The organism is Lactobacillus sp. W8093 (assembly GCF_016100925.1).
Lineage (GTDB): Bacteria > Bacillota > Bacilli > Lactobacillales > Lactobacillaceae > Lactobacillus > Lactobacillus helsingborgensis.
On record NZ_JACFRL010000001.1, the window covers coordinates 230562 to 253441 of the forward strand.

The following is a 22880-nucleotide window of genomic DNA, read 5'->3' on the forward strand; positions in this document are numbered from 1 at the left end:
AAATTCTTTTAGGTATAATGAAAATAATATCGGGGTGCCGTATAGGCTGAGAATATACCCGTTGAACCTGCTATGGATAATGCCAGCGAAGGGAAAACGAAAGATTTTACGTCGTCAGGTATTCTCCTGACGATTTTTTTGGTAACTAAATTGATTAAATTAAATAACCTCACTTTTTCATACGATAAAGAAAATCAAATATTAACTGATATTAATTTAAAAATTCCTACGGGAGAATTTTCATTATTAGTTGGCCCTACCGGCTGCGGCAAGTCTACATTATTAAAAATTTTAGCAGACTTATACCCTAAATTTGCCGGTCACTTAAGCGGCACTGTGACTTTAGCCGGATTAAAATCAGCAATGATGTTTCAAAGTGCCGGTGAGCAGTTCACGATGGCAACGCCACGTGAGGAAATCATTTTTGCACTTGAAAACTTATGCCTAACCAAAGAGCAGTATGAGAAGCGTCTAAATGAAGCCGTTCAGTTTGCCCAAATTGATTATTTGCTTGATCAAAAAATTAATACCATGTCTGGCGGCGAACAGCAGCGGGTAGCTTTAGCCGTTTTAATTGCAATGAATGTTGACCTTTTTTTACTCGATGAGCCGTTTGCCAGTTGCGATCCTGCAGCCCGCAAGTTTTTGATTGCTAAACTAGCCCATTTGCGCGATCAGGGCAAAACAATCATTGTGAGTGACCACGTATTATCTGGTTATGAAGGCATTTGTGATAACCTGTTTCAATTTCAGGGTAAAAAAATAGTGCAACTTGCACCAGATGAAAAAGAACAGCTGTTACAGAAAAGTATGATGGCTGCCTCTTATTCTTTTGCTCTGCCAGAACAAAACGAGCAAAATTGTTTTACGCTGCAAAATACCCGAATTTATCAAAATCGTTTGCTTCTCAAGCAAGAACATTTAAACATTGTTGCTGGTAAAACTACCCTGATAACAGGAGCAAACGGTGTGGGCAAAACTTCGCTATTTAACGCATTAACTAAAATGTTGCCGTATTCTGGCAGTATCACTTACCACAATCAGGAAATTAACAAATTAGCGACCCGCAAGTACCTGCTTAAAGTCGGGCAAATTTTTCAAAGTGCAAGTGATCAGTTCATCAACGTTTCAGTGGCGGATGAAATTAATCTGAGCAAAAAGCACCGAACTAATTCTTTCTTTACGGATGAGAAAATAAATGAAACACTATCTTATCTTGAACTTGATTCTTTGCTTGATCATGTTGTTTACTCATTATCCGGTGGCCAACAGAAGAAACTGCAAATTTTGTTAATGCTGATCTCTGATCAAGACGTATTGCTGATTGACGAGCCCCTTAGCGGACTAGATACGGTTTCTGCAGGTAAAGTAATGACATTATTGAGAAAAAGCCAAAAGGCCCGCAACCAAACGTTATTAATCATTAGTCACGAATTAACTAATTTGGCTGATTGGTGCGACTATCATCTTGTTTTTCAAGACCAGCATTTAAGCTATACAAATAAGTGAGGCTATCAAAAATGAATCCTAGTTTCAAATTTTTTCTGGCACTAATTATTTCATTAGAAATATCTCTTAAGTCCAGTTTATGCACCAATTTGTTAATCATCGGTTTTGCATTAATTTATCTAATTTACAAACATATTAAATTAAAGAATTTGCTGCTAACACTCTTAATGCCCCTAATTGCCGCATTTACGGTTTTTGCCACTTTATATTGGTTTGCACCGCAACCTAACTTGCAAAATGCACTGAGTTTAGCCAGCCGTGTTTATGTCTATACGCTGACGATTTACTGTGTCTCAATTGGAACCACTGCCACGGACTTAGCTCGCTCTTTTGAACAAAACTTTCATTTACCGAGTAAGTTTGCTTATGGCGTTTTAGCTGCTCTCAATATTGTGCCGCGAATGAAAACAGCCGTTAAACAAATTCGGACTGCCGGCATGATGCGCGGCGTTTACCTGAGCTTTTGGTCACCCGTTCTCTATTTTAAAGCGATCTTAGTGGCTCTTAATTCAGCCGAAAATCTGGCACAAGGAATGGCATCTCATGGCTATCAGGAAAATGCTAAACGCTCCGTCATTGTTTCCATTCCTATTAAAAAAAGTGACTGGTTAACAGCTATCATTATCCTTCTTTTAGTAAACTTGGCTTTATTCACATTAAAATAAAAAAGTGGACGTTTATGTCCACTTTTTCTTTGCTATAAATGCTCTATAATAGCAACACTGCTTTATACGCAATTAATTCGCTGTCACGGGTCATAAACCGGCTATTGAGGCAATTTTGTCACTCCAGCACTTTTAACTGCCTATTACTTGTGATACGGACTCCCACTATTAATCATAAAGCTGCGATAAATTTGTTCAATTAGCACAACCCGCATTAACTGGTGGGGCATAGTCAATCTACCGAAACTCAATAAATCATCCGCCCGCTTATTAACGGCAGCACTGGTACCTAGGCTGCCACCAATTACAAAAGTAAGATCTGAATGACCGTAAGTGCCCAAATCTTTTATTTCTCCAGCAAGTTCTTCACTGCTTCTTTCTTTGCCTTTAATTGCCGTCACAAAAACATATTCTTTAGCTTTAATTTTACTGAGAATTCTCTGTCCTTCTATTTCTTTAACATTTTCCTGTTCTGCCGCACTAAATTTTTCAGGAGCTTTTTCATCTGGCACTTCTATTATCTGGACTTTGGCAAACCTGCTCAGTCTTTTTTGATACTCAGCAATCGCAGCCCTAAAATATTTTTCTTTTAACTTACCCACACAAACAATCTTAATATTCATAATTGCTATTTTATCCCCCAATTCCCAAAGTTTCCACCTGGTTTTTCCACAGCTGTGTATAAGCAAAATCTATATTTTGTGGTCTTTACCTTTAGTAAGCAAATAAATTGTGGTTAGCAAACTTTTTTACTTTACTTGAGAACAATTTACCCACAAACAGATTTTTCATAGTTATTTTTCACAAACTTTTAGACCTCAAATACTGCTGTTGAGCCTTGAACAACTGTTTGTGCTAATTACTTTTCACTATTATTTACACACAATTCACAGCTTTTCCACAATTTATCCTAAGTTAATTTCCGCCTTTTATGCACAATCCACAAAGTTTTCCACAGTTGTCAACAAAGGTTGACGACCAGTTTTTTACTTGACAGACTTAAAATACGAACCTTATTTTGTTTCCCATTAATATTATTAACAAAAAGGCTATACTGATGTTTTAAATCGCATAGTATAGCCTTTTTTTAGCTTATTTTTAGAATATTAATTCAGCTAATCCGATTGTAATTTTACTTGTAAATTAATTTCTTTGCCGTTTCTGTTAACGGTTAAAGTCACTTTATCTCCGACTTTGTGATTATACAAAATGCTGTGTAACGAAGCAACATCAGAGACAGCCTTGTTGTCAACTTTAATTATCACGTCACCCGCTTTAATTCCTGCTGTTGCAGCTGCGCTGTGCTTGGTAACCGAATCAACATAAATACCATTCTTGAGGTTAGACTTGATATTAAGGTGTTTTCTGTAGCTGGACGGAATACCCTGCAAAGCTATGACCTTAACTCCCAGCTGTGGACGAACGATTTTACCCTTCTTAACCAGCTGGTTAACAATTGTGACTACCTCATTTGAAGGAATCGCAAAGCCCATACCCTCAACTGATGTACCATCACTTGATTGAGAAAGTTTCATTGAATTAATCCCAATAACTTGTCCGGCAGAATTGACTAATGCACCACCCGAATTACCCGGGTTAATAGCTGCATCAGTTTGAATAACAGTTTGCTGGTTAGCAGATGAAGTTGTAATGGTACGTGCAGGAGCTGAAATAATCCCCTGGGTAACCGTAGAGGCATATTCACTACCAAGAGGGGAACCAACCGCAATTACGGTTTGACCGGCTTGTAAGCTCTTAGAATCGCCAAATTCAGCTGTCTGAGTAACATAGCTGCTGTCTATTGAAAGAACTGCCAGGTCTGTTGTTGCATCCGTACCAATAATGCGGGCGTTGACAGTTTTACCATTAGAAAGCATCACTTGTATTTTATCGCTACCTGAAACAACGTGATTATTAGTGACGATATACCCTTTATTGCCAGCTTTCTGGTAAATTACTCCAGAACCTTCACTATAAGTCTGCAGCTTTCCTTTACTCTTATTGTCATTGTCGTCATCGCCGAAAATATCAAACAAAGAGTTATTGCTGTTTGACTGTCTTTTCATATTAATTACGGATACTACTGCACCTTTGACGTCATTATAAGCAGGTGTCATTGTGCCACTGGTTTTGGCACTATTTTTGGAAGTCTTCGCGCTGCTTGAACTAATACTGGTTTGCGCATTGTTGTTCATATTTGCATTATTTATTTGATCGAGAGCCACATACGAGGCGCCACCACCAATTAGTCCCGCTACTAAGCCAATAATAACGGTCTTAACAATGCCATGCTGCTGATGACCAGAGTTTTGATTATACATCATTCAGTCTCCTTTACACATCTTTGTTTACTATACTAACAAATCTTGAAAAAAGATAAAAAGTTTTCTTAAATTTGTACTAAATTAGTTGGTTGAACCGGATCAGTCAGAACAATTTTAACATCACTGGGTAAGTTAGCATCGCCGTTAACCATGATCTTTTTAGCAGCATCATAAGCTAATTTAGCCGTATTATTATGCTGACTTCTATGTGCTAAAAAAATATGCTTTGTCCTACTTGTTACTACATCTAGCAACGCTTGACCCGCGTCCTCGTTTGACAAATGTCCTACATCCGACAGTATTCGCTGCTTTAACCCCCATGAATACGGGCCGTTACGCAGCATCATGTCATCATAATTAAATTCCATTAAATAAGCATCGGCATCGCTAATGACGCCTTTTACTTTACCTGAAACATAACCTGTATCTGTCAAAAAAGCCATACGCTTGCCGCCACTAGTAAAAACATAATATTGCGGTTCGGCGGCATCATGACTTGTAGCAAAAGCCGTAACGTCTAAATCGCCAAACGTTTTAGTCTGTCCCGGTTCAATTATGTTGATTTGTTCAACTGGTATTTGCCCAATTTTTTGAGTTTCGGTTAAATATTCCCATGTGCCGCTGTTGGCAAATGCAGCAATTTGGGGATAGCGCCGCATTAAAACACCTAGTCCTTTGCTATGATCTGAATGATCATGGCTTAAAAAGACCATATCAATATCATTAATATCAACACCAACTTCTGCTAACAAAGACTTTATTTTTTTACCGGATAAACCAGCGTCCATTAAAATTTTATGCTGGTCGGTTTCAATTAAACTGGTATTGCCAGTCGAACCACTAGCTAAAACAGAAACCTGCACTGTGTTTTCCCTTTCTAATTTTTCTGTACATTAACATTATAAGAGCTACCTTGCAAAATTTGTGCTGTAAATGCATTAACTCTTTTAACGGTAATATTTTTAGTGGTTTTATTCTCAACTTGAATTAGCCAAGTTGGCAGCAAGATCGTACTGCCGCGAACATCGGTTAACTTGGAATACCCCAAACTAACTTGCATAACTCTGGAATTGTTAACAATTTCTCTATCAGTATACATTGCCTTAACAGCGTGCCAAGCACTAATAATCAATTGCGGTTCACGCACCGCTTTTATTGGTCCCATATATGAAATAGTGTAATTAATAATCTGACTATTGCGCACATTAATTGTTAATTGGGCGTCACTGTCATAGATACGCCCATAATCAGTATTTTGCACATAACAATATGTATTATCTCCCGACATGCTAGGCTCAAACTTAAATTCTTTACCATAAGGAACGTTGGCAGGTTCATTCTTAAATTCTTCCAACTGCTGCAAGATTTTTTTACGGTTGCCATTAAGCAAAATCATAGACTTGGGCGTTCCGGTTAACGAATTATCGCTTTTGGAATAATGCGTCGTTACTTGGGTTAAACTGCTACTTTTGCGAGAAAGATAATCGCGGTTTTTAACAGCTAAATAGTAACCAGACTGTTGTTTGCGCGAGATGTGTAAAGGAACATCAATGCCATCAGCACGCATTTCAGCTCGAATACTGGTTGCCGTTGTTCCCGGGGTACTGCTTAAATTAATAGGTGAGCGCCATATCTCAATGCCTAAATAAATATCAATTAAGAGAAAGATAATGAAAAATAACCATTCTATTCTTTTTCGGTCCATCTTATTTCCCTTCTTTCGACAACGTTTCATTATATTTATTTAAGCTGGAAAAATCTTCTTTTTCCCAAGCAGCTAAACTTTTCCACTGGTCATAAGCTTTTATGTAATAGCCGGGGATGAGGTTAACCAGATGATCATGAGAGTTATCCTTTTCCACCCGAAACGCGACAATAATGCGCTGGATCTCTGTTTCTTTCATACCAGCATTCAAGAGTTTCTGCATCACTGCTGCACTAGTAGGCAAAGTCTTGGTCTGCCCGTCAAAAGGTATGGGGATTTGCAAATCGGTATTGTTAAAGTCAACTTTAACTGCGTCGCCGGTAAAGGTAGTAGTGACTTGGGGACTGCTTTCATCCCAGAAAACAGGTATTCCTTCGATATAGTTCACATAACTCATGGAGTCATTAATCGTATCAAAATACCGCAGATCCTGCTCACTTAAACCCAGTTTATGAACAAAATCAACACTTTCTAACAAACGTTCATTAAGTGACAAATCCTTCTGCTTTTCAAAGCGGGTATAATGAAAATCATGCCTATCACTCTTAGCTTTAGGAACGCGTAAATTTGTATAGTAGTTGAGAGAATACGTGGTCCAGCCTTTTTTATTAGAGCTGGTAGTCACACTGGTAGTACCTAACAGTCGGGAAACAAAATAAGAATCAGTTTGCGTATTTGTCAGGTAGCTGTAGATGCGCCAATGGTCTTGCTTAGTAAAAAAGACTTCATAACAATTTTTAAGCCGGACAAATTCAACCGGAATTTTGCCTCGAGCCCTGCCGGCATAGTCACGTAATTTGGTAAAGTCGGCTTTAATCAAGTTAACGCGGTAGATGGTATTGGTCTTATCGTTGCCTAAATAAAGGTAATCATTGCTGCTGGTGACAAAAATGCGTCTAAATCTTTCATCGTTTTCTCTAACTTTCTTCTTAGTGAACAGATTGACGCTGACCTCTTTAGGAAAACTGAGCTGAACACAGTCTTCATCATGCAGCATTTCTTCATATTCCTTTTTGCCCGTACTGCTTTTTCTAATACTGCGAAACTTAACGCCCTTCATTTCTTTAATAAATTCTAGCGGCAGATTTTTCTTAGAATCATATAGACGGTAGAGTTGACCATCTCTAAAGCCATAAGAGTTGGTAGGAATATAAAGATTAGAAGCAATGCGTCCCCGCCGGTTTTTGGCTTGCTCAGTCACTCTGTTTGGTTGGCTAATGTGGTTAAAATACTGATCATTAGTCATGATGAAAATCCAGAGAACGATTGAAAGAATAAAAACAGCTAACGTTCCTATTAAAAGCAAAGCGTCACCCAGTTTAAATTTAGACTTCATCCCAATCATCCCCTTCACTCATTGGCTCATACGGCAGTGAAATATAGAAAGTTGATCCCTTGCCCTCACTACTGTTAGCCCAAATATGACCATGATGTTCTTCCACAATTTCTTTGGCAATTGCAAGACCCAATCCGGTACCGCCTTGAGCCCGAGAACGGGCCTTATCAACGCGGTAAAAGCGATCAAAAATTTTATTAAGGTCTTCACGCGGAATACCTAACCCCTGATCAGCTATGCTAAGCACAATTCGGTTTTGTTCAGAATGTAATTTAACCGTAATTTTACCCCCATCAGGTGAGTATTTAATCGCATTATTCATTATGTTATCAATTACCTGGGCAAACTTGTCCGTGTCGATTTCTACCCATAATGCCTGTTTGCCAATGTGCCGCTCAATCGTATATTTTTTATTTTCTGCCTTATCGGTTTTTACAATCATATCAAAGCGATCCAAGATATGAGCGACAAAATCATTAAAGTTAACCCATTCCAAATCAACTTTTGAAACTCCTCTATCCATTCGTGACAGACTAAGCAGTTCACTAATCATTCTAATCATGCGCTCTGTTTCTTCTTGCGTCACCTGCAAAAACTTAGGGGCAATCTTAGGATCTTTCCAAGCACCTTCATTTAAAGTTTCAATATACGCATGCAAACTTGTCAGTGGGGTACGCAATTCATGGGAAACATTAGAAACGAATTGCTTTTGTGAATTTTCATTTTTTTGCTGCTCAGTAATATCATGCAATACGCAAACGCTACCGGACACAAAGCCGGTAACCCGCTTAATCAGAGAAAAGCTGGCATGTAAAATCACTTCATCGCGCGTGCCCTTATTGATAGTAATAACTATCCCTTTTTGACTGCCAATTAAGTCTTGCGACGATTCTTCTAACCCTAATACACTAGCGATTGGCTTGTTAATAATTTCATCGTCGGTAGTGTTTAAGAAGTTAAGCGCCATTTGATTAACAACATTAACGTTGCCGTGCCTGTCAGTAGCCAAGACGCCGTCACTCATATGCGATAAAACGCTGTCCAATCTGCGTTGTTCACTTTCAGATTCTTCTTGAGAACGTTCAATTCTAACTGATAGGGTATTAAAGGCTTGTCCTAGTTGGCCCAACTCATCGTTTGAATAAATCTTTACCTGACTTGAATAATCACCATCGGCGATATTAAGTGCCTGACTTTGCATTTCTTCAATCGGCTTAGTAATAGCATGGGAAACAACTAAGGACAAAATCGCTCCCATTACCGCCGCAATCAACGAAGTAACCAAAAACATCAACGAAATGTTACGCAAATCGTTAAAAACCCCTTGCATTGACGCGCGCACATAGATGGCACCAACGGTATTAGCAGAACCGTTGCCGGCACTAAGAGGTGTGACTTGAATCATATAGTCTCCGCGGTCATTAACAACTTTAGTTGCCTGTCTGCCAGTTGAAGTGACCTGTTTAACCATAGTATTGTTAACGCGCTGACCAATGCGGTTTTTATCATTTAAATTTGAAACTGCACGAATAATATCCTTATTATCTACAACGATGATTTCGCTAATCGTGCCCACGCCGTTGCTGTAATCATTTACTATTCTGTTTAAATTGCTATCAGTATGTTTATTATCTTTTAGCAATTGATTTGAAAGCTGGTTCGACACAATGGGCAAAACCTGAATTGAAGATTGAAAGTTTTCAATACTGTTTTGTTCCAATTGGCGCGTAAAATAAGCGCCGATTACTTCAATTGTAGCAATAATCGTCGCCATAAATACAATGGCTAAAGTAGTGTTAATAGAAATGGTTAAGTGTTTAAACTTGTTTTTGATTTTTTTCATAGTTTCGCAAAATTAAATAAAAAGAAAGCCACGCATTATTAAACATTGCGGGCTTTCTTTATTAGTCTTCATTAGGCTGTTTTACATAATAGCCAACACCGCGACGAGTCACTAAAATCTGCGGTTGAATTGGGTTATCTTCAATTTTTTCACGTAAACGGTGAACTGTCACATCAACTGTCCTAACATCACCGAAGTAGTCATAACCCCAAACCGTCTGTAAAAGGTGTTCTCTAGTCATCACCTGATCCATGTGCTGGGCTAAATAATAAAGTAATTCGAACTCACGGTGAGTAAGTTCAATCTTTTTACCTTCTTTTTCAACAATATAAGCATCTGGCATAATTACCAGATTGCCAATGGTAATATTCTTGGATGAAGCGTCCTCGTTAGCACTCTCATCTTTTTTAACAATATTGCGCCGACGCAAATTAGCCTTTACCCGTGCCACTAATTCACGGTTAGAAAAAGGCTTGGTCACATAATCATCTGCGCCCATTTCCAAACCTAAAACTTTATCAATTTCAGTATCTTTAGCCGTAACCATAATTATGGGCATATCGTGTGTTTGTCTTACTTCACGTGCTACATCCAAGCCATCTTTTTTAGGCAGCATCAAGTCTAAAATCATTAAGTCAGGATTGTATTCGTCAACCTTCTTGATGGCTTCTTCACCATCATAAGCAGTGTCGACGTCAAAACCCTCTTTGGTCAAATTAAATTTAATAATATCAGAAATCGGTTTTTCATCATCAACAACGAGAATTTTCTTTGACATCGAAAAGCCCCCTTTTGTTATCATTATACTGGTTTTTAGTTTATTAGCCAAAAAAGTCATCAAAATTTAATAAAAAAACTTGCAATTCCTTTAAAATAATAGCATAATAGTTTTCGTTGGTTATTTAATACAACGCTTATGGGTGGCTAGCTCAGCTGGCAGAGCAACGGACTCTTAATCCGTGGGTCCAGGGTTCGAACCCCTGGCCACCCATTAATTATTAAAGGAAGCAATCACTTGGTTGCTTCCTTTTTGTTTGTCAAAAAGATGCTGGCTACAGAAATGACGTATTCTGTTTTAGACTAATTATTACGGCTGAACAATGATAACATACATCTATCACACGTCAATCTTTAAGCTTTTATGGATTTTATTAAGCATAAAAGGCCGTAACACTTTTTAAAATAAGTTTTTTACACAAAAGGCTTGTCAAAAAATAAATTAATTGTTATCATAATTAACGGTCAACAGAAATAATGACGGGTGGCTAGCTCAGTTGGCAGAGCAACGGACTCTTAATCCGTGGGTCCAGGGTTCGAGCCCCTGGCCACCCACCATAATAAAAATAGCACTGCAAGTAGTCGGTGCTTTTTTTATTACCTTTTTGACAAATAAAAAAGAGACGACTAATTAGTCGTCTTTTTTGTTTGTCCCAATTTGAATATCTGACAAAATTTGCTTTGTCAATTCGCTTACCGTGCCATTTGTTAATTTACGCTCATTGATTCCCAATGTATCATCTTCAAGCCACCATTTTTGTAAAACTTCTGTGGGGAACGGATTTTGCTTTTGACTATTATTAACCAAAGTTTGCGCAAAAGGAACATCCAAGTAATAAACATAGGCACCAGACCCAAATCTATGTATCAATTTAGTTAAAGTTGGTTCATAAATACTTTTAGGTAATATTCCCTCCAAAATGGTGATCGGGTAATATTCTCCTCCTAAAATAGTCATTAGTTCTATTAGACTAGCTGTTGGTCCCGAAATATTTTCCTTAGCATGTAAAATATCTAGTCGTAATATATCTTCGTGTAAAAGCAGACACTGCTGATAGCCAAAATATTCTTGCAAGCTGGTAGCTAAAGTACTCTTGCCACTACCTGAGTTGCCTCTAATTAAGATAAAGATTGGTTGCATTAATTTTCTCCTAGTAGTAAAAGTGACTGCGAACATTTTTAATTGTTCTTAGGTTGCACTCTTTTTATACTATTAATTTTCATAACAAACTTCCATATTAAAATGAAATGCTTAAGACATTATTAAGGCTATTAGTTGCTTATCCCCTAATTGCTCTTTATTATAATTAGTTGACGGTAAAAATTCGTAAAATAGGCAAAAAAATGAAGAAAAAACGACTATTATTTATTAGTATTTTCTGTATAGCGCTGGTAGCAATTGTTGGAATTGGGCTGCGCAGGCAAGCTACTTCTCAACCGGCTATACCGCAAACTAAATACGACTTGCAAAAAACAAGGCGTGCTGAAACTACGCCCACGATTTACTTACATGGCTATGGTGCAGGAGCACATTCGACTGCAAGCATGATTGCCTATGCAGAAAAACATAATGGTGCTCATAAAGTTTTAACAGCCAGAATTTCTGCTGCCGGCAAAGTTAATTTGCAAGGATACTGGCGTCCGCAAACTAAGCGACCACTTATTCAGGTAATTTTAACGGACAACAAAAATAGTAATTACCTTGTAACTAGAGAATGGTTTCATAATCTCATCTTGTCTTTGCAGCACAAATACCATATTAAGCACTATAATACGGTAGCTCATTCAATGGGCAATTTAATGACTCTTTCTTATCAACTGAAATATGGTCAAAAACAAGGTTTGCCCCAATTAAAAAAGCAGGTTAATTTGGGCGCGCCGTTTAATGGTATTATCGGCATAGACGATCAACCTAATCATAATTATCTTTTACATAATGGCAGGCCAAAATACATGACCCAGTCTTACCGCTCTCTTTTAAAAGTGCGTCATAATTTTCCCAACAAAGCTGCTGTGTTGAATATCTACGGCAATAAAGAAGACGGCACTAATTCTGATGATGATGTCAGCTGTGTCTCTGCTCAGTCCTTACGCTATTTATTAAGGGGAAAAGTTAATTACCGCGAAATTGAAATTAAGGGTGCAAAGGGCCAACATAGTCAACTGCATGAAAATCCAAAAGTGGACCGCTATATTGGCCAGTTTTTATGGTCAAACTAATCTTTAAACTATAATCATTTTTAATATTTTTTTCATAAATTATAGCGTATAATAAAAGAAAAGCGATAATTATTTTAGTAATAGGACAATAAAAAATGACACCAGTAATTGAAAATTTTATTGCAAAATTAGCTTCAAACTTGTCAACGCTATCTGACTCTGAGCAGCGATATGCGCTTGACTTTTACCGGACTTTTCTGCTGGACGGTGATTTTCAAACAAAAGAAGAAATCATTAAAGAACTGGGAACGCCCAACAGCTTGGCTAACGAAATTAAACAAGATTACGTTAAGTTCTTAACTGCTGTTATGTCTTCTGCAAACAATCCCCACGCCAGTGACAATTATTTTAACGGGTTACGGGTTAAAAAATATCCTCGCAGAGAACGTGTACTTTCATTTGCAGGTTTTGATCAAATCCAGCTGGCAGTGCATAGCACAGACATCATTATCCATTTAGGGAATAAATTTCAGGTATTGGTAGCGGATTATAGCAGCAGACCAATAGAAGTCAGTTTAATGAAGCAAACACTTTTGATTAAGGAAGGTATTGCTAAAGAAAAGAACCATGTGGTAATGTTTAACAGGCTCACAAGTGCCAGTCGGGTAGAAATCACAGTTCCGCAAAAAGACTCATTAGCTAAAATTAGTGGTCACAGCCGTAATGGTGACATAATGGTGCAAAACCTGCAGCTTGATAACATTACATTTAATCTGCGTATAGGGGACCTGTATTTAAATAACGTTCATGTTACTGGTGAAGTGATTTTTTCTGGAAAAAACTCCGACAACTTTATTACACAGTCAGAAATTGCCCAATTATCAAGCAGAATCCATGATGGCGATAGCAGTTTTAAACGCAGCATTATCAAACAGGCAATTGTGCAAACACGTGATGGAGATTTAGAGATTAAACAGTGTCATATAAACTCCAACCTTGAAGCAACCGATGGTGATATTAATATAACCCAGACTCAACTCGAACACCAAAATAATATTAGAATGGCAGACGGCGATTTGAATTTACACCAAATCACTCATGATACAGGTGTACAATTAGACGTTAAAGACGGGGATATTATCTATCATAATTCCAGTATTGGCAACAAGTTTACCAGCCAAACCAAGCAAGGTGATTTACTAAAAGCGTCTGTCAGAGATGGAGATATATTCATCAAATAAAGCAGTTCAAATTTTTAAAGCAATACAGCAAGAAGAAGCTCTTATGAGCTTCTTCTTTTTTCGGGACAGTTAATAAAAATTTCCTTTTAGTACTTGCTAATGTGTAAAACCTAAATTAAAATATTATATATCATATAATATTAAGGGAGGCAAAGCATGGCAATTCAAATACCAACTCGTTTGCTAGATGGTGCAGTTTTAGCTTTTCTAAAACAAGATGATCTGTATGGCTACGCTTTGACGCAAAATGTCCAAAAGATTTTCGACATCTCCGAGTCAACTATTTATCCAGTGTTACGCAGACTAAAGAAAAATAACTGTTTAACAACTTATGATGAACCATACCAAGGTCGCAACCGGCGTTATTATCACATTACCGATGATGGCATAACTTTATTAAAAACCATACAAGATGAATGGCTAGATTTTAGTGCAAGAGTTAATCAAGTATTAGGAGGGCAAAATGACCAAAGTAATTAATGATTATATTTCCGAACTTGAACAAAACTTAGTCGATTTACCTGAAAAAGATCGTGAAGATGTCGTTGAGTTTTACCGTGAATTTTTGTTAGATGGTGATTTTGTTAGACGCTCAACGATTGATACTGAACTAGGAACTCCTAAGCAGCTGGCAATTAACATTATGGCCGATTATTCAACCAAAGAAGATTCTATTCCCGCCAAACCTGAGACTCCTAAGTCAAACTTAAAAGCAAGCTGGTATATTCTGTTGGGAATTTGTGCTGCACCAATCGGCATCCCACTCATTTTGGCAATTTTATTCGTGATCTTCTTTTTACTGGCGGTTTTCTTTGGCTTATTTTTCGCCTTAGTAGCCTTTTTGTTTAAATTCTTCGTCGGTGGCGGCCTAAACTTTCTTAGGTCACTAGCCCTTCTATTCACCAGTAACTGGCCAACAGGCTGCATCTACTTAGGTAAATCGTTAATTTGTATCGGTGTCATCCTGCTGTTACTCCCGTTTATTGTTAAACTAGGCAAAATTTTAATTGCCAAGTGTACCCAAATTATTAGAAACTTAGGTAAAAACCTGCTTAAGAAAAATTACTTTCAGACGAGTTCTGAAAAAAATACCAATGAGGATAAATAAAAATGAAAAAGTTTTATAAAATCTGTGGACTAATCTTTGGCCTGATACTGCTTATTGGTCTCATTCTTCTAGTCGTATTTAGATTAAATGATAACCCATCACATGATTATAATGGAAAACACGCTCATTATAATGCAAGCAAGACTTTTTACGTAAAAAAGTTCGACAGTATTAAGTTAGCTTGTTACAGACCCGATATCAGAATTTCACTTAAGGATATTAACAAGTTTAAAGTGGTGGTTAGAGGTGGCCACGGAGCAGACATCAAAAAAATAAAAACCAATGTCGCTAACAATCAGCTCACTATTTCGGATCAGCCAGAACATCATTATAACGATGGTTATTATGCAGTCGACATTTATATTCCTGCTAAAAACGCAGTGAAAAAGATAATTGGTTTTTGTGCAGAAGGCGATTTTTATATCAACAGTTTAAATGTTCCCCGCATCAATTTGACAATAGAAGATGGCGACGTTTTGCTTAATAAACTTACTGCAAAAAACCTTGACCTAAATTCAAATGACGGTGACCTCAAAGTAAATCAGTCGACTTTTTCACGTAGTTCACTAAAACTAAATGATGGCGATGTTAAAATTAGCGACTCTCAAATACTAAATAACAGCTCAGTTATATTGAATGACGGCGACTTTTCAATGTCAAACGCCCCTAAAATCAACTATGTATTGACAAACCATTCTGATGATAAAATCATGTTTAAAGGTTCTTACCATTCCAACCATTTTGCAAAAAAAGTTAAAAATAAACCCGTACTAAAAGTTACCAGTATGGATGGCGATATTTTAATTAATTAGTAGGGAAGTAAATTTTACTTAGATGTGTTAGTAGCACCCATTTAAAGCTTAAAAATTTAGCCAAAACAAGGAGGACAGCAATGAAAAAGTTTTACCAAATTAGCGGCTTGATCGTCATTATTGGCATCATTTTATTTATTTTTGGTCATGCCAAAGGCGGCAATGATGATATCAATAACATTCATTCGGGCAGGACAACTAATATTGGCAATTCCTTTAATCACGATGAAAGTAGCAGAAAGTCCCATCACGTAGCAGCCAAAAAGCGCACTTTTAATTTAGACAAGTTTTCTAAGATTAATATTGATGCTGAAGAACCCAACATCCAAATTACTAAGGGAAACGACTTTCAGGTTACTATCAGCGGCCCTAATGTCAAAAAAATTAGTGCTAAAGTTGCAGACGACCAGCTGACCATCTCTGACAATAATGCTTATGAGGACGGGACTTATCAGGTAAATGTTACCGTTCCGGCAATTGGTTCTATCAAAGAAATAACAGGATCATGTTCTGAGGGCAATATTCATTTAGCTGACTTAACTATCGCTGACCTCGACTTGCAGGTTGAAGATGGTAATGTTAGTGCTGAAAATGTGACAACTCACAAAGCCAATTTTGACCTTGCTGACGGTGACTTAAAAATTACTAATTCAACTTTAACCAGTGGTATCTTGAACTTGAGTGATGGTGATTTAACTGTTACAAATAGTCAATTTAAAATTAAGGCAACTTTGGGTGACGGTGATGTCAGAGTCAATGATTCCAAATTACTGGCTGACAGCTCCTTTAATTTGAGTGAAGGTGATTTCCAAATGAGCAGGCCTCCTAAGGCCAGCTACCAGTTGTCAACTTCTTCAGAGGATGAGCTTGTATTTCACGGTAATAACTATCATAGACATTTTGCTAAAAAATTAAGGGGTAAGCCTCTACTCAAAGTTTCTTGTGGCGACGGTGATATTCTCATAAATTAAACTATGCAGCACGCAAATGAATAGCCCCATAAAATAAAAAGGCCTGGATTGATTTTAAAAATTAATTCAAGTCTTTTTATATATCTATATCAAAAGTAATAACTACCGAGTTTATTTTTTTATTGCTTCACTTAAACTAGCATGATATTATAAATTAAAATAAAAATTAAATTAGTGTTAAAAAGATAAGAGATAGCTTAATTATGAAAATATATATTAACGGAGACTTTGATGCTGAAGAAGAAAAAGTAGAATCACAAGAAATTGATTTAGAAAATTTTATTAACATAGATGCCCAAATTTACGCCGCTAGTGTTACTGTTCAAGTGGGCTCTGCTTTTCATATATCAGCTTATAACATTAATCCTGAGCGCATGAAAATCAGTGTGGCAGAACAAACTCTTTTTATTCGTGAGCAAAAGCCTCAATATTATCAGAATCATCGGCGAAAAATTTATATTCGCAAAACTAAATCCGAATTAATAATTACGGTTCCCCAGACTGCCATACTTAATGAAGTACAAATAAAAGACTTTGCCGGTAGCATTATTATGAGTGACTTGAACATGCAACAACTTGAGATCAGAGAAAATGCCGGTTCGTTAAAGTTAGAGGGGGTCACGATTCAAAACGATGCTAAAATACGTTTAGATGCTGGCAGTTTAGATATCAATCACTGTAAGATGAATTCTAACGCCAGACTAGCTGCTGGATCTGTCAAGATCAAAGGTTTACAAGGAAAAAATTACTTTAAACTGGCTGCTGGATCACTAAAAACATTAGGCGATAGAGACAATCAGACTGATTATGATTTATCTACTACTTTAGGCTCAATTTATTTCCATGGTAGTAAAATAGGTAAACATTTTTACAAACACGACGATAACGCTAACCAATTAACTGCTTTCAGCTCGGTAGGCTCAATCAAAATCAAATAAAAAAGTCTTGCTTTTGACTAATATGGGTCAAAGTAAGACTTTTTAAATTCCTCAATTATCGTCGCACATCAATTACGAATGAATTAATATCACCACGGTATTCGGCGATCGAATATTCAATTGGCTGCTCGTCAGCCGTTAACCCCTGTGTGTGAAAATAAAAAATAGGTTCGTTAACCGCTATATTTAATAAGTTAGCGGTAGTTTCACTTGCTGCCAGCACCTCTAGTTTTCTAATTACACGTGTCACTTTCAAGTGATATTTTTCAAGCGTGCTGTATAAAGAGACTTGAGCAAAATCATAATTAATTAATTCAGGTACACGTCTCTTAGGCACATAAGTTGTTACTAAAACTGTCGGTTGGTTATTGGCATACCGTAATCGTACCAACTTAAAAACAGGCTCGTTTAGTGGCAATTGTAAATTCTTGCTTACCTCGGAGTTGGCTTTTTCTTCATTAAAATAAAGCAGGTTAGTTTTGGGATAAATGCCCTTGGCACTCATTTCCTCACTATAGCTTTCAATTAAATGCGTAAATTCTTGCTCTATTTTTACCTTTTTAACTAATGTGCCCCGTTTACGCTTTCGCTCCAGATAGCCTTGATGCACCAGTTGGGAAATTGCTTGGCGCACCGTTGGCCTACTTACCTGATACTTCTGCGCCAAGTCTATTTCTGGTGGAATAATTGAATTTTGCGGGTAAAAACCGGTTTGAATTTTAGCTAACAAATCATTGGCAATTACTTGGTATTTAGGAAGTTCTTTCTCTGTCAATTTACCCCACCATTTTCAGATTACTAATAATGTCATTACAATTATTTACTATATCATGCAAAAAGCCAGCGTAAAGTAAGAAAGACCTTCCAGCTTCACAGCGGCTTACTAATTAATTATATTTCAATGGCACTAATACCGTCTTCTACAAAACGCTTTTTTAACGCCTCAATGATTTTGACACCAGAACTAGTACCAATGCGCTCAGCCCCAGCAGCAATCATAGCCAAAAAATCATCAGTATTGCGTATTCCGCCTGCAGCCTTAACCTTGACATCTGGGCCTACGGTTTCTTTCATCAACCTGACATTCTCTACTGTTGCACCAGCAGTACCGAAGCCGGTAGAAGTCTTAATAAAATCGGGCTTGACCTTTTTAGCTACTAAAGCGAGTTGTTTAATTTCTGCTTTAGTTAAATAGCAAGTTTCAAAAATAACTTTGCATGGTACCTGGTGCTGATGGCAGAGGCTTACCATTTTTTGCATTTCGTCTTCAATATAAGCCCAGTTATGAGCTCTGACTTGCGTTAAATTAACGACATAATCGATTTCATTAGCACCATTTTTTAAAGCGTCTTCAGTTTCCGCTAATTTGCAAGCTATTGTGGTTTGACCTAAAGGAAAGCTGATAGCAGCGCCGGTATCAATATCAGTTCCTTTTAACTGCTCTGCACAAAAATGTGATTGTACCTGGTTAATAGCTACCATTTTAAAATGGTATTTTTTAGCTTCTGCACAAAGTTTTTTCATATCATCTTCTGTCGCATCAGCATGTAAATTAGTATGATCAATCAAACGGGCAAAGTCATCAATTGTATATTTCATTTTGTTCTCCTTTTGTAATTACATAATATCATTTTAGTAGTGATAAAATATAATGTCAACTGCTAAATACGCATTTATTGTTGCTGCCTTAAATATTATGTATTTACAAATTTAATAAACTATTATTAATCACTAAGCAGGCTGAAAATTATTGTCAGACTGAAATTATTTTTATAAAAATAGTAATTTATACCATTTTTTAACTGCTAAGAGAGTAGAATTTAAGGGTAGACTCTTTTTATATACAAATTAGTAAATGGAGCCGAATAACAAATTAATCATTTACTATATGAAAATATTTTTATACTTAATTTAGCTCTTTTTTAGAAGCCTTTGGCCCCCTTTTTAATCTGGGATAATTCATGATAGAATTACTTAATGACTGTATTGAAAGAAGGGTTTCATGGGTAAACATAAATACTACTACCAGCATTTAACTGATGATGTAGTGGTCACTAAGAGCCAAGAATATCATTTGCCTGAGAATTACACTATCTTTCCTCACTCACTTGGTGGCAGAATTTGGTCCAAAATTGTGCGTTTTCTTGCTCATTTAATCAGTATTATCTATATTCGTTTAATTCTGCGGGTACGCATTGTCGGCAAAAGCAAATTATCGCTGCTAAGGGATCAAGGCTATTTTATATATGGCAACCATACACAAGCCTTCGGTGATGTCGTTTTGCCACTCAGCATTATTTCTGCCTCAGATTATTATGCTATCGGCTCCCAAGCAAACTGGAGTCTCCCAATTTTAGGCAAGTTGGTTTTGCCCTATTTTGGGCTGCCAGTGGGTCAGAACCTAAACCAATCTGGTAAACTGATTAAAGCTGTCACTGCCGTCATTAAAGCTAAAAAAGTAGTTGTTATTTACCCTGAAGCTCATGTTTGGCCGTATTACACTAAAATTAGGCCCTTTCCTGCTACCAGCATGCACTTTCCTGTTATGTTAGCTGCTCCCAGCTTTGCCATGACAACTACTTATTCCAAGCCAAAAAGAGGTACAAAGCCAAAAATGACAGTTTACATAGACGGTCCTTTTTATCCAGACACAAATCTTAATAAAAAGCAGGCGCAAAAAAAGCTGCACAGCCAAATCTACCAAGCAATGCAAAAACGCGCTCTTTTGAGCGATTACGAATATTGCACTTATCAAAAAATAAATTAAGGAGTTCTAAATGAATATTCTTTTTTGCGGTGATCATAACGCCGAAGATGGCATTCTTATCGCCACTCTTTCTTTATTAAAAAACAGCGGCGCAGAAGAACTCCACATTTACATTCTAACGATGTACACGCAAAGCTTTCATAAAAAGTTTAAGCCCTTTAGCAAACACGCAGCGGACTATTTAAAATCTCTTTTGGTAAAGCAAAATCCTCATAGCACTTTAAAATTAATGGACTGCACCGGCTTATTTGTCAGAGAACCATTAATAGCCAACATGAGCACACACTTTACCCCTTACGCGATGCTGAGACTATTTGCGGATGAAATTCCTCAATTACCAAACAAAATACTTTATCTTGACGCTGATGTGATTATTAGGCGCAGCTTAGTCAGTTTTTATGAGCAGGATTTAGCCGGTTTTGAGTTTGCGGGTGTCCTTGATTATTGGGGACGGTTCTTTTTTCACAATTTTCATGAACACAAAGTTTTTGACTATGTCAATTCCGGTGTATTGCTGCTTAATTTGCCTGAAATCAGGAAAACTAAGCTATTTACTAGAATCCGGCGCTTGTTACAGACCAGAACCGTTTTAATGCCAGATCAAACTGCACTTAATCGGTATGCCAAAAAGAAGAAAATTGCACCCCGACGTTATAATGAACAGTATAAATTGCAGTCAGACACTGTAATTCAGCACTTTACTACGAGTTTTCGCTTCCTGCCCATTTTTCACACATTAACAGTGAAGCCCTGGGATGTGACAAGGGTCCATAAAGTGTTAAAATTGCATGAATATGACGACATTCTGACTTACTATCTCAATGTGAAAAGCAATTTATAAAAATAATGTTTGGAGAAAAATAATATATGACAATTCCAGTTTTTTATGCTATCAGTGATGACTTTACTCAATATGCAGCTGTATCACTTAATTCTTTAGTGCAAAATGCTGCTAAAACTAAAGATTACACCGTCTACTTTTTAAGTCAGGATTTATCTGAGCAGCATAAACAAGACTTGCAGGCATTAGGTGCTGCTAACGTTCACGTTAAGTTTTTTAAAATTAATGATGAAATAGTTGCGCCCATTCAAAATCGGACTGAAAACTTCCTGCGGGCTGATTTCTTTACTATGTCAATCTTTTACCGCTTATTCATTCCCGATCTTTTCCCGCAATATGATAAAGCTATTTATATTGATAGCGACACTGTCGTTAATGATGATATTGGTAAATTATATGATACTGAACTTGGCAATCATTTGTTTGCTGCCTGCACAGATTCTTCAATTCAATACGTAGCAAAAATGGTTGCTTACATCAAAAATGTACTGGTTTTAGATCCCAAGAAGTACATTAATTCTGGAATGTTGGTTTTAAACTGTAAAGCTTTTCGCGACGAGCACTTTATTGATCACTTTATGCACTTGCTGACCAAATATCATTTTGACTGCATCGCTCCTGATCAAGACTACTTAAATGAAATTGGGGATAAAAGAATACTGCATCTTGACCCTAAATGGGACGCGATGCCAAATGACAATACCGAACCCCTGGCAAATCCCAGCTTAATTCACTACAACCTTTTCTTTAAGCCTTGGCACTTCAAGAACATTCAATACGAAAAGTATTTCTGGAACAGTGCAAAAGAAACCAAGTTTTATGAGGAACTCTTAAGCGAGCTCAATAATTACACTGATCAGCAGCGTGATGAAGATCGGCATAAGTTAGATCACATGCTGGCTAAAGAAGATAAAACTATTAATGACCCTCATAACTGGGCAAACGTGAAAAAGCAAGGACCTGTCAGTTTATGATTATTGGTGACAATCGTGAACAAGTTATCCAGAACATTGAAAACGCGGTAAAAAGCGGTAACTGGAATGCAAAAGTCGAAGTCGGTGATCCAGTTTTATCTCTGAATGAAAGTAAAGATCTAGTCAACAATTTTTGGCAAGAGCAAAAAACCATTAAAGGCAAGATAAATGACCGGATTGGCCACCTATTCTTTAATAGCTTGACCCATTTTTTAACTTCATCTACTACGTTCACCGGTCTGGAAAATCTAGCTAATTTGCCACAAGGTGGAGCAATTATCACTGCCAATCATTTTAACCAAATTGATTCCTTGCCTATCAAGCACCTGGCAAATAAAACACATCATTCTTTAACAATTGCAATTGAAGATACCAACTTGAAATTACCCGGAATTTTATGCTACTTAATGAACTACGTTGGCACTATTCCCCTAATTCAAGTTCCAAGCTATGTGGGTACGGAATTTCCTCGTCATCTGCATGATGCGTTAAAGCAAAACAGCTGGGTTTTGATTTTTCCAGAACAGGAAATGTGGTGGAACTACCGTAAGCCCCGAGAATTAAAGCGTGGTGCCTACTATTTTGCTGCTAAGCAAAACGTACCAGTGATCTCAACTTTTATTGAAATACAATCAACTGCCAAAATAGAAAAAAACCACCCCAACTTTTACCAAACTAAATATGTAGTCCATGTTTTACCGCCGATTTTCCCCGACGTTAAACTAACTGCTAATGAAAATTCCAAGCTAATGATGAAACGCGACTATCAGCAAAAAGTTGCAGCTTATGAAAAGGCTTACCAACGTAAGTTAGATTTAGCTTTTACCCCATGGGATATTGCTGGCTGGCGTTTTAATTATCAAAAAGAACAAAATAAAAATTAGACTTGCCCATTTTTTGAGCTTATAA

At 37.1% G+C, this 22880-nt stretch carries 23 protein-coding genes, 2 tRNA genes and 1 riboswitch; of the genes, 15 read left to right on the forward strand and 10 right to left on the reverse strand.

Annotated elements, in window-relative coordinates:
• The first annotated feature begins 20 nt into the window (after positions 1-20).
• Positions 21-111, forward strand: a riboswitch (TPP riboswitch).
• On the forward strand, positions 73-1509 hold the full coding sequence (locus H3T47_RS01090) for an ATP-binding cassette domain-containing protein (RefSeq protein WP_199282254.1): 1437 nt from the start codon (positions 73-75) through the stop codon (positions 1507-1509). Its footprint overlaps the riboswitch before it by 39 nt.
• A gap of 11 nt (positions 1510-1520) precedes the next feature.
• A complete protein-coding gene (locus H3T47_RS01095) occupies positions 1521-2174 on the forward strand; it encodes an energy-coupling factor transporter transmembrane protein EcfT (RefSeq protein WP_199282255.1) in 654 nt (217 codons plus the stop codon).
• Between the two features lie 143 nt (positions 2175-2317).
• Here H3T47_RS01095 and rlmH read toward each other — a convergent pair whose 3' ends face one another.
• From rlmH to yycF, 7 genes are all read right to left on the reverse strand, one after another.
• Complete coding sequence (rlmH, locus tag H3T47_RS01100) at positions 2318-2797, reverse strand: 23S rRNA (pseudouridine(1915)-N(3))-methyltransferase RlmH (protein WP_046326576.1); 480 nt, start codon at positions 2795-2797, stop codon at positions 2318-2320.
• A 492-nt stretch (positions 2798-3289) separates the two neighbouring features.
• The gene (locus H3T47_RS01105; RefSeq protein ID WP_109917892.1) at positions 3290-4498 is read right to left on the reverse strand and encodes a S1C family serine protease; all 1209 of its coding nucleotides are present in this window, start codon (positions 4496-4498) and stop codon (positions 3290-3292) included.
• A 65-nt stretch (positions 4499-4563) separates the two neighbouring features.
• A complete protein-coding gene (locus tag H3T47_RS01110) occupies positions 4564-5361 on the reverse strand; it encodes an MBL fold metallo-hydrolase (RefSeq protein ID WP_199282256.1) in 798 nt (265 codons plus the stop codon).
• Positions 5362-5375: 14 nt separating this feature from the next.
• Positions 5376-6203, reverse strand: coding sequence for a two-component system regulatory protein YycI (locus tag H3T47_RS01115; RefSeq protein WP_199282257.1), 828 nt, complete (start codon positions 6201-6203; stop codon positions 5376-5378).
• Between the two features lies 1 nt (position 6204).
• A complete protein-coding gene (locus H3T47_RS01120) occupies positions 6205-7548 on the reverse strand; it encodes a hypothetical protein (RefSeq protein ID WP_199282287.1) in 1344 nt (447 codons plus the stop codon).
• Entirely contained in the window at positions 7529-9382 is a 1854-nt protein-coding gene (gene walK / locus H3T47_RS01125; protein ID WP_038520763.1) for a cell wall metabolism sensor histidine kinase WalK, read from the reverse strand. The genes H3T47_RS01120 and walK overlap by 20 nt, the downstream gene beginning before the upstream one ends.
• Before the next feature lie 61 nt (positions 9383-9443).
• Positions 9444-10160 (reverse strand): response regulator YycF, encoded by a 717-nt coding sequence (gene yycF, locus H3T47_RS01130; protein ID WP_038520760.1) that lies wholly within the window; start codon positions 10158-10160, stop codon positions 9444-9446.
• A gap of 140 nt (positions 10161-10300) precedes the next feature.
• Here yycF and H3T47_RS01135 point away from each other — a divergent pair.
• Positions 10301-10373, forward strand: a tRNA-Lys gene (locus tag H3T47_RS01135).
• Positions 10374-10641: 268 nt separating this feature from the next.
• A tRNA-Lys gene (locus H3T47_RS01140) sits at positions 10642-10717 on the forward strand.
• A 73-nt stretch (positions 10718-10790) separates the two neighbouring features.
• On the opposite strand, the gene H3T47_RS01145 is transcribed toward H3T47_RS01140, so the two are convergent.
• Positions 10791-11300, reverse strand: a complete 510-nt coding sequence (locus H3T47_RS01145) for a zeta toxin family protein (RefSeq protein ID WP_187159280.1) — start codon at positions 11298-11300, stop codon at positions 10791-10793.
• A gap of 203 nt (positions 11301-11503) precedes the next feature.
• Here H3T47_RS01145 and H3T47_RS01150 point away from each other — a divergent pair, with 203 nt between their 5' ends.
• The 7 genes from H3T47_RS01150 to H3T47_RS01180 all read left to right on the forward strand — a co-directional run bounded on the left by H3T47_RS01150 (position 11504) and on the right by H3T47_RS01180 (position 17389).
• Positions 11504-12379, forward strand: a complete 876-nt coding sequence (locus tag H3T47_RS01150) for an alpha/beta hydrolase (protein WP_199282258.1) — start codon at positions 11504-11506, stop codon at positions 12377-12379.
• Between the two features lie 95 nt (positions 12380-12474).
• Entirely contained in the window at positions 12475-13560 is a 1086-nt protein-coding gene (locus tag H3T47_RS01155) for a DUF4097 family beta strand repeat-containing protein (RefSeq protein ID WP_199282259.1), read from the forward strand.
• Between the two features lie 156 nt (positions 13561-13716).
• A complete protein-coding gene (locus H3T47_RS01160) occupies positions 13717-14040 on the forward strand; it encodes a PadR family transcriptional regulator (RefSeq protein WP_038520749.1) in 324 nt (107 codons plus the stop codon).
• On the forward strand, positions 14024-14668 hold the full coding sequence (locus tag H3T47_RS01165; RefSeq protein ID WP_199282260.1) for a DUF1700 domain-containing protein: 645 nt from the start codon (positions 14024-14026) through the stop codon (positions 14666-14668). The genes H3T47_RS01160 and H3T47_RS01165 overlap by 17 nt, the downstream gene beginning before the upstream one ends.
• Positions 14669-14670: 2 nt before the next feature.
• Positions 14671-15480 (forward strand): DUF4097 family beta strand repeat-containing protein, encoded by an 810-nt coding sequence (locus tag H3T47_RS01170; RefSeq protein ID WP_199282261.1) that lies wholly within the window; start codon positions 14671-14673, stop codon positions 15478-15480.
• Between the two features lie 80 nt (positions 15481-15560).
• Positions 15561-16451: a DUF4097 family beta strand repeat-containing protein gene (locus tag H3T47_RS01175; RefSeq protein ID WP_199282262.1), complete on the forward strand. Its 891-nt coding sequence runs from the start codon at positions 15561-15563 to the stop codon at positions 16449-16451.
• A 203-nt stretch (positions 16452-16654) separates the two neighbouring features.
• Complete coding sequence (locus H3T47_RS01180; protein ID WP_199282263.1) at positions 16655-17389, forward strand: DUF4097 family beta strand repeat-containing protein; 735 nt, start codon at positions 16655-16657, stop codon at positions 17387-17389.
• 55 nt (positions 17390-17444) lie between these two features.
• On the opposite strand, the gene H3T47_RS01185 is transcribed toward H3T47_RS01180, so the two are convergent.
• Both H3T47_RS01185 and deoC read right to left on the reverse strand, forming a co-directional pair.
• Positions 17445-18164 (reverse strand): GntR family transcriptional regulator, encoded by a 720-nt coding sequence (locus H3T47_RS01185; protein ID WP_038520738.1) that lies wholly within the window; start codon positions 18162-18164, stop codon positions 17445-17447.
• 116 nt (positions 18165-18280) lie between these two features.
• Positions 18281-18988: a deoxyribose-phosphate aldolase gene (gene deoC / locus H3T47_RS01190; protein ID WP_199282264.1), complete on the reverse strand. Its 708-nt coding sequence runs from the start codon at positions 18986-18988 to the stop codon at positions 18281-18283.
• Positions 18989-19391: 403 nt separating this feature from the next.
• On the opposite strand from deoC, the gene H3T47_RS01195 reads away from it, so the two are divergent.
• From H3T47_RS01195 to H3T47_RS01210, 4 genes are read left to right on the forward strand one after another with little or no spacing between them, the layout of a single operon-like run.
• Positions 19392-20156, forward strand: coding sequence for a 1-acyl-sn-glycerol-3-phosphate acyltransferase (locus tag H3T47_RS01195; RefSeq protein WP_199282265.1), 765 nt, complete (start codon positions 19392-19394; stop codon positions 20154-20156).
• Positions 20157-20166: 10 nt separating this feature from the next.
• Positions 20167-20997: a glycosyltransferase gene (locus tag H3T47_RS01200; protein ID WP_199282266.1), complete on the forward strand. Its 831-nt coding sequence runs from the start codon at positions 20167-20169 to the stop codon at positions 20995-20997.
• Positions 20998-21023: 26 nt separating this feature from the next.
• Positions 21024-21971: a glycosyltransferase family 8 protein gene (locus tag H3T47_RS01205; RefSeq protein WP_038520727.1), complete on the forward strand. Its 948-nt coding sequence runs from the start codon at positions 21024-21026 to the stop codon at positions 21969-21971.
• Complete coding sequence (locus H3T47_RS01210; RefSeq protein WP_199282267.1) at positions 21968-22855, forward strand: lysophospholipid acyltransferase family protein; 888 nt, start codon at positions 21968-21970, stop codon at positions 22853-22855. Before H3T47_RS01205 ends, H3T47_RS01210 begins: the two co-directional genes overlap by 4 nt.
• The last annotated feature ends 25 nt before the right edge of the window (positions 22856-22880 follow it).